Origin of the sequence: Aeromicrobium sp. S22, from assembly GCF_009661045.1 — a bacterium.
GTDB lineage: Bacteria > Actinomycetota > Actinomycetes > Propionibacteriales > Nocardioidaceae > Aeromicrobium > Aeromicrobium yanjiei.
In genome coordinates this window covers 463,171-478,464 of sequence record NZ_WJWV01000003.1, presented here as the reverse complement: position 1 = coordinate 478,464, position 15,294 = coordinate 463,171, and the positions used below count along the sequence as shown (strand labels likewise).

Here is a 15,294-nt window from a genome sequence, read left to right as displayed (position 1 = left end):
GCGGAGAGCAACTATCGTGCGTATATTCCAGCTGGAGTAATGCGCGGGGACTGATCGAGACGGGGCACCATGGCACTCAAACCGCTGTGCATCTCGGTCCTGGCGCTGCTGGTCGAGCGGCCCATGCATCCCTATGAGATGAACCGCCTGCTGCACGAGCGCCACGAGGACCGCTTCGTCAAGATCCGGCTGGGCTCGCTGTACCACACGGTCGAGCGGCTCCAGGCCGACGAGCTGGTCGAGGCGATCGGCACCGAGCGGGAGGGCAATCGTCCCGAGCGGACGACGTACGCGATCACCGCCGCGGGCCGCGAGGCCGTCGAGGCACGCGTCAGAGAGCTCATCTCCCGCCCCGTCCGCGAGTACCTGCACTTCGCCCTCGCCCTCAGCGAGGCCCACACGATCGGCGCGGCCGAGGCCACCGCCGACCTGCAGCAGTACGTCACCGCACTCGACGAGGACATCGCCGAGCTCACCGCGCTGCTGCGCGCCGCCCGCGACCGGGGCATCCCCGAGACGTACTGGATCGCCGGCGACTACCTGCTGACCACCGCCATCGCCCAGCGCGACTGGATCACGACCCTCATCACCCGCATCGAGACCAAGGACCTCATATGGCAACCCGATCTGCAGTGAGCACTGAGCTGCCGCCGGACTACAAGCCCTGGCCGGCCCTCTGGGCCATGGTCATCGGCTTCTTCATGATCCTGGTCGACAACACGATCGTGTCGGTCGCGACGCCCGCGATCATGGAGGACTTCCGGACCGACTACAACACCGTCATCTGGGTCACGAGCGCGTACCTCCTCGCGTACGCCGTGCCGCTGCTCGTCACGGGCCGCCTCGGCGACCGCTTCGGCCCCAAGAACATGTACCTCGTCGGCCTGACGATCTTCACGCTCGCGTCGTTGTGGTGCGGGCTGACCGGTTCGATCGAGATGCTGATCGTGGCCCGCGTCGTCCAGGGCTTCGGCGCGGCGCTCATCACGCCGCAGACGATGGCCGTCATCACCCGCACGTTCGCCCCGGCCAACCGCGGTGCGGCCATGGCGCTGTGGGGCGCGACCGCGGGCGTCGCGACGCTCGTCGGACCGATCCTCGGCGGCGTGCTGGTGGACTCGCTCGGCTGGGAGTGGATCTTCTTCGTCAACATCCCCGTCGGCATCGTCGGCTTCGTGCTGGCGGTGCGGCTCGTCCCCGTGCTGCCGACGCACACCCACACGTTCGACTGGCTCGGGGTCGCGCTCAGCGGCATCGGCGTGTTCCTCATCGTCTTCGGCATCCAGGAGGGCGAGAAGTACGACTGGGGCACGATCGAGGGCGTCCTCAGCGTCCCGCTGCTCATCGCCGTCGGCCTGGCCGTGTTCGCGGCGTTCGTGTTCTGGCAGAGCCGCATCAAGAACGAGCCGCTCGTCCCCCTGAGCCTGTTCCGCGACCGCAACTTCTCGCTCGGCAACGCGGGCATCGCGCTGGTGTCGTTGTCGATCACGGCGATGTCGCTGCCGTTCTTCTTCTACGCCCAAGGGGTCCGCGGGTGGAGCCCCACCGGGTCGGCGCTGCTGATGGTGCCCATGGCGGTCGTGCTCATCCTGCTCGCTCCGTTCGTCGGCAAGCTCGTGGATCGCACCCACCCGCGCAACATCACGCTGGTCGGCTTCGGCACCGCCGCGGCCGCGATGTTCTGGCTGTCGCAGCTGATCACCCCCACGACCCCGGTGTGGCAGCTGTGCCTGCCGATGGCGCTGTTCGGCGTCTCGAACGCATGCCTGTGGGCGCCGCTGAGCGCCACCGCGACCCGCAACCTGCCCATGTCCTCGGCCGGCAGCGGCGCGGGCGTCTACAACACGACCCGCCAGATCGGTGCGGTGCTCGGCAGCGCAGCGATCGCGGCGCTCATCCAGGCCCGGCTGACCGCCAACGGCATCGAGGGCTCCTCGCAGGACCTGCAGGCCGCCGGCGACAAGATGCCGGACGTCATCCAGGGCCCGTTCGCGGAGGCGATGTCGCAGACCCTCTACCTGCCGGTCGCCGCATTCCTGGTCGGCATCGTGCTGGTGCTGTTCCTGGCCAAGCCCACCCACGCGGGCCACGGCAGGCCGCGGGCGGCAGCCGCCGAGGAAGCGGCCCCCATCGCATAGCGCGTTCCGGAGGCGCCCGGCCCTCTCCTAGAGTGGTCGGGTGCCTTCGTCGTTCGTCCTGACCCTGTCCTGCCCCGACCGTCCCGGTCTCGTGTTCGCGGTGACCCGCTGGATCGCCGAGTCGGGGGGCAACATCCTCGACAGCCAGCAGTTCACCGACGTCACCTCCGGCCCGGACAGCGCGGCGGAGTTCTTCCTGCGCGTGCACTTCGACGTCCCCGAGCCCCGGGACGTGGCCACGGTGTCGCAGCAGTTCGCCCCCGTCGCGGCCGAGCACCGCATGACGTACCGCCTCGTGCCGGCCGAGCGCCCGCTGCGCGCACTCGTCATGGTGTCGCGTGAGGGGCACTGCCTCAACGACCTGCTCTATCGCCAGAGCACCGGCGCCCTGCACGTCGAGATCCCGGCGATCGTCTCGAACCACCGGGACCTCGAGAGGCTCGCGGCCGCGTACGACGTCCCGTTCACGCACGTGCCGGTCACGCCCGACACCAAGCAGGACGCGGAGGCCGCGCTGCTCGCGATGGTCGACGAGCTGGACATCGACCTGGTCGTGCTCGCGCGCTACATGCAGATCCTGTCGGACGACCTGTGCCGCGCGCTCGAGGGACGGGCGATCAACATCCACCACAGCTTCCTGCCCAGCTTCAAGGGCGCACGGCCGTACCAGCAGGCCCACGACCGCGGGGTCAAGCTGATCGGCGCCACGGCCCACTACGTCACGGCCGCGTTGGACGAGGGCCCGATCATCGACCAGGGCGTCCTTCGCGTCGACCACCGCATGACGGCCGCCGACCTGGCCCGCGTCGGCCGCGACGTCGAGTCGCAGACCCTCTCGCGAGCCGTCCAGCTCCACGCCGAGTCCCGCGTCCTCATGAACGGCCCCCGCACCGTCGTCTTCGACTGACCCCGCCCCGCCCCGCCCGCGCCCCCGCCCCCGTTGACGGTTTCCCACGGGACCGTGGGAATTCGTCACTCCCCTAGCGTTGAAACCCGCGGGAAGTGACCAAACCCCACGGTCCCGTGGGAAACCGGCAACCGGCGGAACGGTCGGGGGCGGTAGCGGGCGTCTCAGCATCTGTCGGTGCGTCCTGCATCGTGAGACGGGAAAAGTGCCGGGCGAGAAACGCCTACGTTGAGGATCCGAGCACGCACGGTGGCGTGCCCTGGATCCCCGAGGCAGGAACATGTTGACCTTCACCCGCAAGAGCGTGGCCACGGCCGTCGCGGTGTCACTGGGCGCAGCGGTCCTCGCGGCCTGCGGTGGTGGCGCGTCCGGGGGCGACGGCAGTCAGCTCTCGCTCGTCGGCTTCGCGGTCCCCAAGGCCGGCAACAACGCCGCGCAGGCAGCGTTCGCCAAGACGACCGCGGGCAAGGGCACGTCGTGGAAGGAGTCGTACGGCGCGTCCGGCGACCAGAGCCGCGCGGTCGCCGGCGGCCTCAAGGCCGACTACGTGCACTTCTCGATCACCCCCGACGTGACCCGCCTGGTCGACGCGGGCCTCGTCGCCAAGGACTGGAACGCGGGCCCCAACAAGGGCATCGTGACCGACTCGGTCGTGGTCCTGGTGACCCGCAAGGGCAACCCCAAGAAGATCACCGGCTGGGACGACCTGGCCAAGCCCGGCATCGGCATCGTGACGCCCAACCCGGGCTCGTCCGGCGCAGCCCGCTGGAACATCCTCGCGGCGTACCAGCACGTGATCGGCGAAGGCGGCAGCGAGCAGGACGCCGAGGCGTACCTGACCAAGGTCTTCGCCAACGTCAAGGCCCTGCCCGGCAGCGGCCGCGACGCCACGACCGCCTTCCAGGGCGGCACGGGCGACGTCCTGATCTCGTACGAGAACGAGGCGATCCTCGCGCGGCAGAACGGCGAGGAGATCGACTACGTCGTCCCGGACGACACCCTCAAGATCGAGAACCCAGCCGCCGTGACGGTCGACGCCGACCCGAAGGCCAAGAAGTTCCTCGACTACGTGCTGACCAAGGAGGGCCAGCAGCAGTACGTCTCCAAGGGCTTCCGGCCGCTCGAGTCCGTTCAGGGCGTCGAGGTCGGCACCGTCGAGGGCGCGAACGACGAGGCGGACCCGTTCCCGACCCCGTCGAAGCTGTTCACGATCGACGGCGACCTCGGCGGCTGGGACGCGATCAACACGAAGTTCTTCGACGAGAACGACGGCATCATCACCAAGATCATCGCGGAGTCCGGGAAGTCGTGACGATCGACGCGCCCCTCGCCCCCAGCACCGCGCGCAAGCGCCGTGCCAGGGGCGCGACCTCGCTGACGCGGTCCTCAGGCCTCGGCCTGGGGATCGCGTTGACCTGGTTCAGCCTCCTGGTCCTCATCCCGCTGTCGCTGGTCGTGATCCAGTCCATCGACGGCGGCTGGGCGACGTTCCGCGAGACCCTGACCAATCCGCAGACCGCCGCGGCCCTGCGCCTCACCGTGACGCAAGCCCTCGTCGTGACCGCGATCAACGTCGTGATGGGGACGCTCATCGCCTGGGTGCTCGTCCGCGACCGATTCCCGGGCCAGCGCCTGCTCGAGGTCGTCATCGACATCCCGTTCGCGCTCCCCACGATCGTCGCGGGCCTGGTCCTGCTCAGCCTCTACGGCCCGGACAGCCCGCTGGGGGTCAATGTCGCCAACACCGAGCGGTCGGTCTTCCTCGCCCTGCTGTTCGTGACGCTGCCGTTCGTGGTCCGGACGGTCCAGCCCGTCCTCATGGAGCTGGACCGCGACGTCGAGGAGGCCGCCGCCTCGCTCGGGGCCAGCCGGTTCACGACGCTGCGCCGCATCATCCTGCCGAGCCTGGCCCCGGCCATCACCGCGGGCGCCGCGCTGTCGTTCGCCCGCGGCATCAGCGAGTACGGCTCGCTGGTCCTGCTGTCGGGCAACCTCCCGCTCAAGACGGAGGTCGCGTCCGTGCGCATCCTGACCTACATCGAGAACGGCAACGAGGCCGCCGCCGCCTCGGTCGCCACGATCCTGCTGCTGGTCGCGCTCGCCGCGATCGTCGCGCTCCAGCTGATCTCCTCCTGGGTGGCCCGCCGTGGCTAGCCGGATGCGTCAGCCGCGGACCGCGGGCACGTACCTGCGCCGCGTGCTCGTCGTCGCCTACCTGTTCCTGCTGGTCATCTGGCCCGTCGCCCTCGTGGTGCAGAAGACGTTCGAGGGCGGCCTGGACAACCTGCAGACCGCACTGTCCGATCCGGTCGTGACGGACGCGCTCCAGCTCACCGTCGTCGTTGCGCTGTGGGCGGTCGCGATCAACACGGTCTTCGGCGTGGGCATCTCGCTGCTGCTCGTGCGGTACGAGTTCCCGGGCCGGCGGATCCTGTCCGCCCTGATCGACCTGCCGCTCTCGGTCTCCCCCGTCGTCGTCGGTCTCGCCCTCCTGCTGGCGTACGGCGGCACCAACGGGACGTTCGGTCCTGCGCTCGAGGACGTCGGCCTGCAGGTCGCGTTCGCGACGCCGGGCATCATCATGGCCACGGCCTTCGTCAGCCTGCCGCTCGTGATCCGCGAGATCGTGCCGGTCCTGCACGAGATCGGCACCGAGCAGGAGCAGGCCGCCAAGAGCCTTGGCGCCGGCGCGGTGCAGACGTTCCGCCGCATCACGCTGCCCTCGATCAAGTGGGCCCTCGTGTACGGCGTCGTGCTCAGCCTGGCGCGCGCGCTGGGCGAGTTCGGCGCGGTCAAGATCGTCTCGGGCAACGTCGCCCAGCAGACCCAGACGGCCACGCTGGTCGTCGAGCAGAAGTACCAGGACTTCGAGCAGGGATCCGCGTACGCCACCTCGTTCCTGCTCGCACTGATCGCGGTCGCGGCGCTCGTCGTCGTGACCATCCTTCGACCCAAGGACGACACCGATGAGCATTGAGATCCGCGGCGTCAACAAGAACTTCGGCGACTTCGTGGCGCTGCAGGACATCGACTTGAGCATCCCGAGCGGACAGCTCACGGCCCTGCTCGGCCCGAGTGGCGGCGGCAAGTCGACCCTGCTGCGCATCATCGCGGGACTCGAGTCGTCCGACAGCGGCTCGATCGAGATCGAGGGCGTCGACGCGACCGGCGTCCCCGCGCAGAAGCGCAACGTCGGCTTCGTGTTCCAGCACTATGCCGCGTTCAAGCACATGACCGTGGAGAAGAACGTCGCCTTCGGCCTCGAGATCCGCAAGAAGCCCAAGGACGAGGTCCGGCGCCGGGTCGCCGAGCTGCTCAAGCTGGTGCACCTCGAGCAGTTCTCCCACCGCCTGCCCTCGCAGCTGTCCGGCGGCCAGCGCCAACGCATGGCCCTCGCGCGGGCGCTGGCGATCGAGCCGAGCGTCCTGCTGCTGGACGAGCCGTTCGGCGCGCTCGACGCCAAGGTCCGCAAGGAGCTGCGGGACTGGCTCCGCCGCCTGCACGACGAGGTCCACGTGACGACGGTGTTCGTGACCCACGACCAGGAGGAGGCCCTCGAGGTCTCCGACAACTTGGTCGTCATCAACGAGGGCCGCATCGAGCAGATCGGCACCCCGGACGACCTGTACGACCGCCCGGCCAGCGACTTCGTGCTGTCGTTCCTCGGCCCCGTCACCCGGCTCGGGGACCGCCTCATCCGCCCGCACGACATCGACATCACCCGCTACGAGCACGCCGCGACGGCGTCCGGCCCGATCACCCGCTGGACGCGTGTGGGCTTCGAGGTACGCCTCGAGGTCACCCCGACCGATGCACTGCACCCCGATCCGGTGCAGGTCGTGCTGACCCGGGCCGAGGCCACCGCACTGCAGCTGCACGAGGGCGACATGGTGTGGCTGCGCCCCCGCGTCGGCGCCGACCTGGTCCGGGCCTGACCACCCCCGCAGACGGCAAGGGCCCCGCCGGACGCTGATGCGTCCTGCGGGGCCCTGCGTCGTTCGGTCGAGCAGCGCGGACTAGAAGCCCATGCCGCCCATGTCGCCCATGTCCGGGGCGCCTCCGCCGGCCTGAGCAGGCTCAGGCTTGTCGGCGACGACGGCCTCGGTGGTGAGGAACAGCGCCGCGATCGAGGCTGCGTTCTGCAGCGCCGAGCGCGTGACCTTGGCCGGGTCGATGATGCCCGCGGCGATCAGGTCGACGTACTCACCCGTGGCGGCGTTGAGACCGTGACCCTCGTCGAGGTTCGCGACCTTCTCGGCGACGACTCCACCCTCGAGACCGGCGTTGACCGCGATCTGCTTGAGCGGGGCCGAAGCGGCGACACGCACGATGTTGGCACCCGTGGCCTCGTCGCCCGTGAGCTCGAGCTTGGCGAAGACCGCAGCTGCGGCCTGCACGAGAGCGACGCCACCACCGGCGACGATGCCCTCCTCGACAGCAGCCTTCGCATTGCGGACGGCGTCCTCGATGCGGTGCTTGCGCTCCTTGAGCTCGACCTCGGTGGCCGCGCCGACCTTGATGACCGCGACGCCGCCGGCGAGCTTGGCCAGACGCTCCTGCAGCTTCTCGCGGTCGTAGTCGGAGTCGCTGTTCTCGATCTCGGCCTTGATCTGGTTGACGCGACCGGCGATCTGGTCGTCCGAGCCACCGCCCTCCACGATCGTGGTCTCGTCCTTGGTCGTGACGACCTTGCGGGCGGTGCCGAGCAGGCTGAGGTCGGCGTTCTCGAGCTTGAGACCGACTTCCTCGCTGATGACCTCGCCACCGGTGAGGATCGCGATGTCGGCCAGCATGGCCTTGCGGCGGTCACCGAAGCCGGGGGCCTTGACGGCGACCGACTTGAAGGTGCCACGCATCTTGTTGACGATCAGCGTCGCGAGGGCCTCGCCCTCGATGTCCTCGGCGATGATGACGAGCGGCTTGCCCGACTGCATGACCTTCTCGAGGACGGGGACCATGTCCTTGACCGACGTGATCTTGGAGTTGACGATCAGGATGTAGGGATCGTCCAGGACGGTCTCCTGACGCTCCGGGTCGGTAACGAAGTAGCCCGACAGGTGACCCTTGTCGAAGCGCATGCCCTCGGTCAGCTCCAGGTCGATGCCGAACGTGTTCGACTCCTCGACCGTGATGACGCCTTCCTTGCCGACCTTGTCCATGGCCTCGGCGATGATCTCGCCGACCGTGGTGTCAGCCGCGGAGATGGACGCGGTGGAGGCGATCTGCTCCTTGGTCTCGACGTCCTTGGCCATGCCGAGCAGCTGGGCCGAGATGGCCTCGACAGCGGTCTCGATGCCCTTCTTCAGACCCATCGGGTTGGCGCCGGCCGCGACGTTGCGCAGGCCTTCGCGGACGAGGGCCTGGGCGAGGACCGTAGCGGTCGTCGTGCCGTCACCGGCGACGTCGTCGGTCTTCTTGGCGACCTCCTTGACGAGCTCCGCACCGATCTTCTCGTACGGGTCCTCGAGCTCGATCTCGCGAGCGATGCTGACGCCGTCGTTGGTGATCGTGGGGGCGCCCCACTTCTTCTCCAGGACGACGTTGCGACCCTTGGGGCCGAGGGTCACCTTGACCGCGTCGGCGAGCTGGTTCATACCGCGCTCGAGGCCGCGACGGGCTTCCTCGTTGAAAGCAATCGTTTTTGCCATGTGTACGTTTCTCCGACTTGGTTGTCGACGTGGAAGACCAGACGATGCCCGCGACGGACGGCTGCGGCGTACGGCGAACCCTTCTCGCCTCGGCCCACAACCTCATCGATCTGATCCGGTGCTCGGCAGCTGCGCTGCTAGCACTCTCACTATACGAGTGCTAATCCACCCAGCGCAATCAGGCCGGGGGGCCGACGTCGTACGTGAGCTCCGCGAACTGCCCGCGCTGGGCCACCGAGGTGAGCGTCAACCGGTCCGATCGCAGGTCGCGCGGCAGCAGCGGCGCCCCCGCGCCCAGGGTCACCGGCGCGATCGTCGTGACGATGCGGTCGAGCAGGCCGGCGTCGGCGAACTGCCCCACCAGGTCTCCGCCGCCCATGACCCACAGGTCGCGACCGCCCGCCGCGGCGACCATCTCGGCGTGGACCTCGGGCACCGGCGCCTCGGTGAACCGGATGTCGGCTCCCTGCACCACCGGGAGGTCGCGGTGCGTGAACACCCACGTGGGCCGGTCGCCGTACCACGCAGTCCACGTCGCTGGCCGCTCGAGCAGCGACTCGTGGTCGACGACCCACTCGTACGTCGTCGAGCCCATCGCCATCGCGCCGATGCCCGACAAGAAGTCGTTGATGCCGCCCTCCTCGTCGTCCGCGCCCGGCACGTCGAAGAGCCACTGCAGCGAGTTGTCCGAGGTGGCCAGGAAGCCGTCGAGCGTCGTCGCGGTGTTGTAGATCGTCGCCATCTCCGGACCGTACCCCCGCGGGCGGTGGATGCTCCACCGTATGAGCGCGAAATCGGGCTCATACGGTGGCAGATCCACCGCCCCGGGGGTGGCGCGGCGGTCAGACGGAGAACAGGAGGTACAGCCCGGTGAACGTGTAGGCGACCATCAGCACGAGCATCGCGAGCTGCCCGCTGAGCCGGTGCGCCCTGGGCAGCAGCACGAGGGCCCGGTCGTGGGCCGCGACGACTGCGAGCACGTGGCCGGCCACCACGAAGGTGACCTTGAGCGCCGCGAGGGTCGAGGTGTGCTCGGTGAGGAAGTACGAGACGTCCGGCTCCCCGAGGGGCGTCCACCCGCGCCCGAGCGGGTCGAGGAGCGCGTAGAACGCCGCCTGCCCCTTCTCGAGCAGGTACGTCAGGTAGTGCGCGAAGACGTAGCCGATCACGATCGGCACGAGCGAGTGCGCGAGCGCGCCCGGCATCGCCCGCCGCTGCGCGGACGTGACTCCCCCGGTCGCCATCGCCGCCGCGACGAACAGCACCCCCACGACGACGCAGAAACCCAGAAGCGTCGCGGAGTGCTGCAGATCCGACAACGACTTGCGCTGCCAGAACGGCGAGGCGGAGAAGCTGTCGTACGCGGTCGAGCCCAGCAGGACCGCGAGCACCGCGACCAGCCCGGGGGCCACCGGGACGGTCGTCAGCCCCCGCAGCGGGTTGCGGGAGCGCCGGCCGCCGCGGACGACGGGCGACATCCGCGCGACGATCGCGCTGTAGACGTCGAAGGGATCGGCCCGGTCGAACCACCGCGGTCCGAAGGCGAGCCCGCCGGCCAGCATCGCGACGGCGTAGACCGCGACCCACGTGCGCACGCCCGACACGTCGCCCGGGTCGGGGGACGCCAGCTCGAGCCACACGAAGGCGAACAGGCCGATCGCAGCGGGCCAGTAGCCCAGGCGCTCGGGGTAAGCCCAGCGGCCCCGTCCCGTGAGCGTGCGCCACGGCGAGAGATCGCGCCACACGTGTCCCGCGACCAGTGCCAGCGGGACCAGGCCCACCCACACGAAGATGTAGAACGCCTGGAGGCCGCCGTTCGACGGATCGGACGGGCCCGCGTACAGGGCCACGAGCACCCAGGCGGTCAGGAGCAGGCCGAGGGCCGCGAGCCACGGCCGCCGCGGCGGCTCGGGGGCCGCGTCCTCGTCCTGGAACCGCGGCTCCTTCCACGCCAGCGCGAGCACCGCGAACGAGATCGTGAGCGCCCAGGAGGCGCCCACCATCGCGTAGATGAACGGGATCGGCAGATCGGTCGAGCCGCCGACGCCGTGGGCCGCGAGGCCTGCGCCGGGGGCTGCGGGCAGCGTCACGGACGGACGACGAGCTGCACGATCGTGGCACCGAGGTGGTGGGCCTCGACCGCGACCTGCCCGGGGGTGTCGACCGAGAACGTCTCGGAGATCGCGCCGCCCGCCGGCACCTCGAAGGTGTGCTCGGGGTCGGAATGGACGTGGATCTCCTCTGCGGCGTCCGAGCTCACCTCGAGCGTGACCTTCTCGCCCACCCCGACCTCGACGCGCTCGCCCTGCGGGACCACCGTGCCGTCCTTGATCGCGACCTCGACGACCGTGCCGCGCTCGGCGTCGCCGAGCTCCTTCTGCGCCTTCTCCTGCTGCTCGGCCTGCTCCTGGGGCTGGGTGCGTGGCGCGTCACCGCCGAACGGCTGGGCTCCGTCGGAGTCCGATCCGCTGCACCCCGTCAGGAGCAGGACGGAGGCGAGCAGGGCAAGGGCGATCTTCATGCGTGGCCACTCTCTTCATGGGTCGTGGGAGGGGTCAGGGTCGGTCGGTGTCGTCGTTCTCGGCCGGGTCGAGGGCGCGCTCGATCAGCTCGCGCTCCTCCCGTTCCTCACGTCGGTCCTTGCGGGCGATGTAGAGGACGACCCCGACCACCACGACGGCCGGCACGATCGCCGGGATCGCGAGCAGCGCGACGTGGTGGGCCAGCAGTACGTCACCCAGCACCTGTGTGCCGTCAGGGGTCATGAGGTCAGGGTAGGTGCTCGATCGGACCCCGCGGCCTCATGCTCCTCGATCCGGCGGGCGACCCGCGAGACCGAGACGCAGATGCCGATGATGATGGCGAGGCTGCACAGCAGGACGACCATGTTGGCGCCGGCCCACAGCACGGGTGAGCTGTCGTCCTTGCGCTCACGCTGCAGGATGTCGATCTCGGGGACGAACTCGCGCGTGAACGAGGCGGAGGCCGGGACCTCACCCACCTTGAGCGGCGCGTCCGCCGGCAGGAAGATCGGGACGGCCGCGAGCGTACGTCCGTCCTGCACGCGCAGGAGCGTCTTCCAGTTGCCGCCGACGGGGACCGGCTTGGTCGACTCGTACGTGCCGTCGCCCGTGCGGCGCAGGCGGTCGGTGACGACCCCCTCACCGCCGCCCTGCCACGCGGTGATCTGGACCCAGGTGGGGTCGTCGTCGGCGACGCCGTCGGACAAGGTCACCTGGGCGGTCACCTCGGGCTCCTCGGGGGTGCCGACCTGGGTCAGCGCGAACGTGGCCGACTCGTCCTTCGGGACCGTCGCGTAGAGGCCGTTGGCGACCGCGGCGGACAGGGCGAGCACCGAGGCGGTGACGATGACCCGGCCCACGTTCCTGTGCGGCAGCTGGCCCTTGAGGCCCATCGAGAACAGCGCTCCGCACAGGCCCGCACCGATCGCGACCGGGACGGCCATGAGCAGGCCCTCGACCCACATGTCCCGGGTCCACGCGAACTGGAAGACCTGGTCGTTCCAGAGCTTCTCGATGACCAGTCCGACCGTGCCGATCAGCAGGCCGCCGACCGCGCCGAACCACAACGGCTTGTCCTTGAGCCGGGACAGGGCGAGCAGCTCGATGAGGATCGCGCTGCCGAGATACAGCGGGAAGACGTGGTGGGCCTCTCCCATCACGTCGGTCACGAGGAAGGAGATGATGCCGCGCATCAGCAGGAAGAAGGTCGCTGCACCGATCGCGGCGCCGGGCCCCACGTAGAGGCGCGCCGCCACGAGCGAGATGCCGGCCGCGGCCACGATCATCAGCGGCGCGAACACCATGCGGAACTGGGCGATGCCGAAGTCGAACTCGGCCTGGAACACCGACAGACCGATCAGCAGCGCTCCGAACGCGACCGAGTTGAGCGTGGTCTTGAGCCAGGTCGGGATCGCCCGGCCCTGGGCGCGCATGTGGATCTCGGCCTCACGGTTCAGCAGGATGATGCCCGCGGTGGACAGGCCGGCGCCGCCGATGAGCATGAGGTGCGTGGGTCCCCACAGCGTCACGTCCTGGCCGAACATGCGGTGCCAGACGTCGTCGAGCGGGAAGCCGATCAGGGCGTACAGGCCGCACGCCGCGATGAAGATGCCGCTCACGGGGGCGTACCAGTGGCGGGTGATGCGGACGGCTGCGATGCCGGGCTTCTCCCCGTCCCGCGGGTAGACGATCGCCGACATGCCCGCGACGAACAGGGCGAACAGCCCGTACAGGATCAGGTAGTGCGCGGGATTGGCCAGCGGTCCGGCGTCTCGTCCCCGGCCCGCGTGGAGGCTGACGTCCCACATGAAGCCGAGGAGCGCGACGATCAGCGAGCTCGCGACGAACATCGTCGGGATCGTGGACCAGCCGGGCTCGCCGTACTGCGCGCCGAGGCGCTTGCCGAGATTGTCGAACCAGTCGATGCGGTGGGTCCGGTGGGCCCAGGCGATGGCCAGCAGGATGCACGTGACCACGGTGGCGGCTACCGACAGGCCGATGACCTGACCGAGCTCGGCGCCACCGGTCGGGGCGGTGACGGGGTCAGCAGCGGAGATGAGCATACCGGGAGTATGTCAGTGCTCATGTGACATGGCAAGTGTCGTATAGGCCACGCTTCGCCGACACATGAAAGGACCCGGTCCCCCCGGACCGGGTCCCTGTGCTGCCTAGTGGCTGACGACCTCGTGGGCCTCGCGACCCTTGGGCCCGTCGACCACCTCGAACTCGACCTTCTGGCCGTCCTCGAGCGTCTTGTAGCCGTCGGACGCGATCTTGGACCAGTGGACGAAGACATCGTCCTGGCCCTCCACCTCGATGAACCCGTAGCCCTTGTCAGCGTTGAACCACTTGACGGTGCCATGCACCATGCCGCCACTCCCACCTGTCACAGATGCGAGCCCACCTGCCGAGGGCTCGATATGAAGAGCGTACCCGCCTCGGCGCCCTGCGGTCACGGCCGGTCCGCGAGCCCCGGACGGGTCAGCAACCCCCGGCGACGGCAGGGATGATCGAGACCTGGGAGCCGTCGGGCGTGGGGGTGTCCAGGCCCTGCGAGAACCGGACGTCCTCCTCCGCGACGTAGATGTTGACGAAGCGGCGCAGCTTGCCCTGCTCGTCGACGACACGCGCCTTGATCCCCGGGAAGCTGGACTCCAGCGACTCGATGACGTCGGTGAGGGTTCCTCCCTCGGCGGTGACCTGGGACTGGTCCTGCGTGTACGCGCGCAGGATCGTGGGGATGCGAACTGCAACTGACATGGGCGTGCTCCTCGGCTGGTGGGATCAGGTCAGACGATGTCGGCGTCGACGAAGGCTTGGTAGGTGGGGGCGATCGTGGCGGCGGGACCCACGAGGTCCGTGACGGCGTCGAGCGTCTTGAGGCCGTGCCCCGTGTTGATGACGACGGTCTCGAGCTCGGGGTCGAGCACCCCGCTCTCGACGAGCTTCTTCAGCACGCCGACGGTCGTGCCGCCGGCGGTCTCGGTGAAGATGCCCTCGGTGCGGGCGAGCAGGACGATCGCGTCACGCACCTCGTCGTCGGAGATGTCGGCGACGGCTCCTCCGGTCTCGCGGCAGATGTCGAGCACGTAGATGCCGTCGGCCGGGTTGCCGATCGCGAGCGACTTGGCGATCGTGTCGGGGCGCACGGGCTTGATCGCGTCCCAGCCCTGACGGAACGCCTCCGACACCGGCGAGCAGCCCGTGGCCTGGGCGCCGTAGATCTTGACCGGCTTGTCCTCGACCAGGCCCAGCTTCACGAGCTCGCGGAACGCCTTGTGGACCTTGGTCAGCTGCGAGCCCGAGGCGACCGGGATCACGATCTGGTCCGGGAGCCGCCAGCCGAGCTGCTCGGCGATCTCGTAGCCGAGCGTCTTGGACCCCTCGGCGTAGAACGGGCGGACGTTGACGTTGACGAAGGCCCAGCCGTCCTCCTCGCCCGCGATCTCGCTCGCGAGCTTGTTGACGTCGTCGTAGTTGCCGTCGACCGCGACGAGGTTCTCGGTGTAGATCGCCGAGTTGACCTTCTTGGGGGTCTCCAGGTTGCTGGGGATGAACACGACGGTCTTGATGCCGGCCCGCGCCCCGGCCGCAGCCACCGCATTGGCCAGGTTGCCGGTCGACGGGCAGGCGAACACCTTGCTGCCGAGCTCGCGGGCCGCGCTGAGCGCACAGGCCACGACGCGGTCCTTGAACGAGTTGGTCGGGTTGGTGCTGTCGTCCTTGACCCACAGCCGGGACAGGCCCAGCTCGGCCGCGAGGTTGTCGGCCCGCAGGAGCCGCGTGAAGCCGGGCTCCAGGTTGGGGCTCGTCTCGATGTCGTCCGGGACCGGCAGCAGCGCCTTGTAGCGCCAGATGTTGGCCGGTCCGGCCTCGATCTGCTCGCGGGTCACGGCCGGGAAGTCGTACACGATCTCGAGCGGGCCGAAGCACTCGCTGCACACGTAGTGCGGGCCGAGCTCCTGCGTGGCGCCGCACTCGCGACAGGCCAGGCCGGTCGCGTGACCGAAGGCCCCTTCGCGGACGACGGGACGGGTGGCGGCCTGGGTCGAGCTCTGGGCGGTGATGGTCACGCGTAC

At 69.4% G+C, this 15,294-nt stretch carries 16 protein-coding genes; 7 read left to right on the top strand and 9 right to left on the bottom strand.

All coding sequences use genetic code 11. The annotated features are described in order from the left end of the window. Positions 1-69: 69 nt before the first annotated feature. From GEV27_RS15300 to GEV27_RS15270, 7 genes are all read left to right on the top strand, one after another. Complete coding sequence (locus tag GEV27_RS15300) at positions 70-636, top strand: PadR family transcriptional regulator (protein ID WP_153651723.1); 567 nt, start codon at positions 70-72, stop codon at positions 634-636. Next, positions 633-2,138, top strand: a complete 1,506-nt coding sequence (locus GEV27_RS15295; protein WP_309222298.1) for a DHA2 family efflux MFS transporter permease subunit — start codon at positions 633-635, stop codon at positions 2,136-2,138. The genes GEV27_RS15300 and GEV27_RS15295 overlap by 4 nt, the downstream gene beginning before the upstream one ends. Before the next feature lie 40 nt (positions 2,139-2,178). Next, positions 2,179-3,045 carry a formyltetrahydrofolate deformylase gene (gene purU / locus GEV27_RS15290; RefSeq protein WP_153651721.1) on the top strand — a complete coding sequence of 289 codons (867 nt, stop codon included), beginning with the start codon at positions 2,179-2,181 and terminating at the stop codon, positions 3,043-3,045. Positions 3,046-3,325: 280 nt separating this feature from the next. Continuing rightward, on the top strand, positions 3,326-4,357 hold the full coding sequence (locus GEV27_RS15285; protein WP_153909417.1) for a sulfate ABC transporter substrate-binding protein: 1,032 nt from the start codon (positions 3,326-3,328) through the stop codon (positions 4,355-4,357). Beyond that, entirely contained in the window at positions 4,354-5,199 is an 846-nt protein-coding gene (gene cysT, locus GEV27_RS15280) for a sulfate ABC transporter permease subunit CysT (protein ID WP_243838886.1), read from the top strand. Before GEV27_RS15285 ends, cysT begins: the two co-directional genes overlap by 4 nt. Positions 5,200-5,203: 4 nt before the next feature. Continuing rightward, the gene (locus GEV27_RS15275) at positions 5,204-6,022 is read left to right on the top strand and encodes a sulfate ABC transporter permease (RefSeq protein ID WP_153909418.1); all 819 of its coding nucleotides are present in this window, start codon (positions 5,204-5,206) and stop codon (positions 6,020-6,022) included. Next, entirely contained in the window at positions 6,012-6,980 is a 969-nt protein-coding gene (locus tag GEV27_RS15270) for a sulfate/molybdate ABC transporter ATP-binding protein (protein ID WP_153651718.1), read from the top strand. The genes GEV27_RS15275 and GEV27_RS15270 overlap by 11 nt, the downstream gene beginning before the upstream one ends. Positions 6,981-7,061: 81 nt before the next feature. Here the strand turns inward: GEV27_RS15270 and groL are convergent, their stop codons facing one another. The 9 genes from groL to thrC all read right to left on the bottom strand — a co-directional run bounded on the left by groL (position 7,062) and on the right by thrC (position 15,282). Beyond that, positions 7,062-8,693, bottom strand: coding sequence for a chaperonin GroEL (gene groL / locus GEV27_RS15265; protein ID WP_153651717.1), 1,632 nt, complete (start codon positions 8,691-8,693; stop codon positions 7,062-7,064). Positions 8,694-8,871: 178 nt separating this feature from the next. Then, positions 8,872-9,435, bottom strand: coding sequence for a dihydrofolate reductase family protein (locus tag GEV27_RS15260; RefSeq protein WP_153909419.1), 564 nt, complete (start codon positions 9,433-9,435; stop codon positions 8,872-8,874). Between the two features lie 100 nt (positions 9,436-9,535). Then, positions 9,536-10,783 carry a hypothetical protein gene (locus GEV27_RS15255; protein ID WP_309222297.1) on the bottom strand — a complete coding sequence of 416 codons (1,248 nt, stop codon included), beginning with the start codon at positions 10,781-10,783 and terminating at the stop codon, positions 9,536-9,538. After that, positions 10,780-11,214, bottom strand: a complete 435-nt coding sequence (locus tag GEV27_RS15250) for a hypothetical protein (RefSeq protein ID WP_153651715.1) — start codon at positions 11,212-11,214, stop codon at positions 10,780-10,782. Before GEV27_RS15250 ends, GEV27_RS15255 begins: the two co-directional genes overlap by 4 nt. Before the next feature lie 34 nt (positions 11,215-11,248). Then, positions 11,249-11,458, bottom strand: coding sequence for a hypothetical protein (locus GEV27_RS15245; RefSeq protein ID WP_153651714.1), 210 nt, complete (start codon positions 11,456-11,458; stop codon positions 11,249-11,251). After that, positions 11,455-13,278, bottom strand: a complete 1,824-nt coding sequence (locus GEV27_RS15240) for a hypothetical protein (RefSeq protein WP_153934967.1) — start codon at positions 13,276-13,278, stop codon at positions 11,455-11,457. Before GEV27_RS15240 ends, GEV27_RS15245 begins: the two co-directional genes overlap by 4 nt. Before the next feature lie 105 nt (positions 13,279-13,383). Further along, positions 13,384-13,584: a cold-shock protein gene (locus GEV27_RS15235; protein WP_153651712.1), complete on the bottom strand. Its 201-nt coding sequence runs from the start codon at positions 13,582-13,584 to the stop codon at positions 13,384-13,386. Positions 13,585-13,696: 112 nt separating this feature from the next. After that, positions 13,697-13,975: a MoaD/ThiS family protein gene (locus GEV27_RS15230; protein WP_153651711.1), complete on the bottom strand. Its 279-nt coding sequence runs from the start codon at positions 13,973-13,975 to the stop codon at positions 13,697-13,699. 29 nt (positions 13,976-14,004) lie between these two features. Beyond that, complete coding sequence (gene thrC, locus GEV27_RS15225; RefSeq protein WP_153654938.1) at positions 14,005-15,282, bottom strand: threonine synthase; 1,278 nt, start codon at positions 15,280-15,282, stop codon at positions 14,005-14,007. Positions 15,283-15,294 lie beyond the last annotated feature (12 nt).

Coding starts and splice junctions, on each gene's coding strand:
- GEV27_RS15300 (WP_153651723.1), top strand. CDS start 70: ATGGCACTCAAACCGCTGTGCATCTCGGTCCTGGCGCTGCTGGTCGAG.
- GEV27_RS15285 (WP_153909417.1), top strand. CDS start 3,326: ATGTTGACCTTCACCCGCAAGAGCGTGGCCACGGCCGTCGCGGTGTCA.
- GEV27_RS15275 (WP_153909418.1), top strand. CDS start 5,204: ATGCGTCAGCCGCGGACCGCGGGCACGTACCTGCGCCGCGTGCTCGTC.
- GEV27_RS15270 (WP_153651718.1), top strand. CDS start 6,012: ATGAGCATTGAGATCCGCGGCGTCAACAAGAACTTCGGCGACTTCGTG.
- groL (WP_153651717.1), bottom strand. CDS start 8,693: ATGGCAAAAACGATTGCTTTCAACGAGGAAGCCCGTCGCGGCCTCGAG.
- GEV27_RS15260 (WP_153909419.1), bottom strand. CDS start 9,435: ATGGCGACGATCTACAACACCGCGACGACGCTCGACGGCTTCCTGGCC.
- GEV27_RS15250 (WP_153651715.1), bottom strand. CDS start 11,214: ATGAAGATCGCCCTTGCCCTGCTCGCCTCCGTCCTGCTCCTGACGGGG.
- GEV27_RS15245 (WP_153651714.1), bottom strand. CDS start 11,458: ATGACCCCTGACGGCACACAGGTGCTGGGTGACGTACTGCTGGCCCAC.
- GEV27_RS15240 (WP_153934967.1), bottom strand. CDS start 13,278: ATGCTCATCTCCGCTGCTGACCCCGTCACCGCCCCGACCGGTGGCGCC.
- GEV27_RS15235 (WP_153651712.1), bottom strand. CDS start 13,584: ATGGTGCATGGCACCGTCAAGTGGTTCAACGCTGACAAGGGCTACGGG.
- GEV27_RS15230 (WP_153651711.1), bottom strand. CDS start 13,975: ATGTCAGTTGCAGTTCGCATCCCCACGATCCTGCGCGCGTACACGCAG.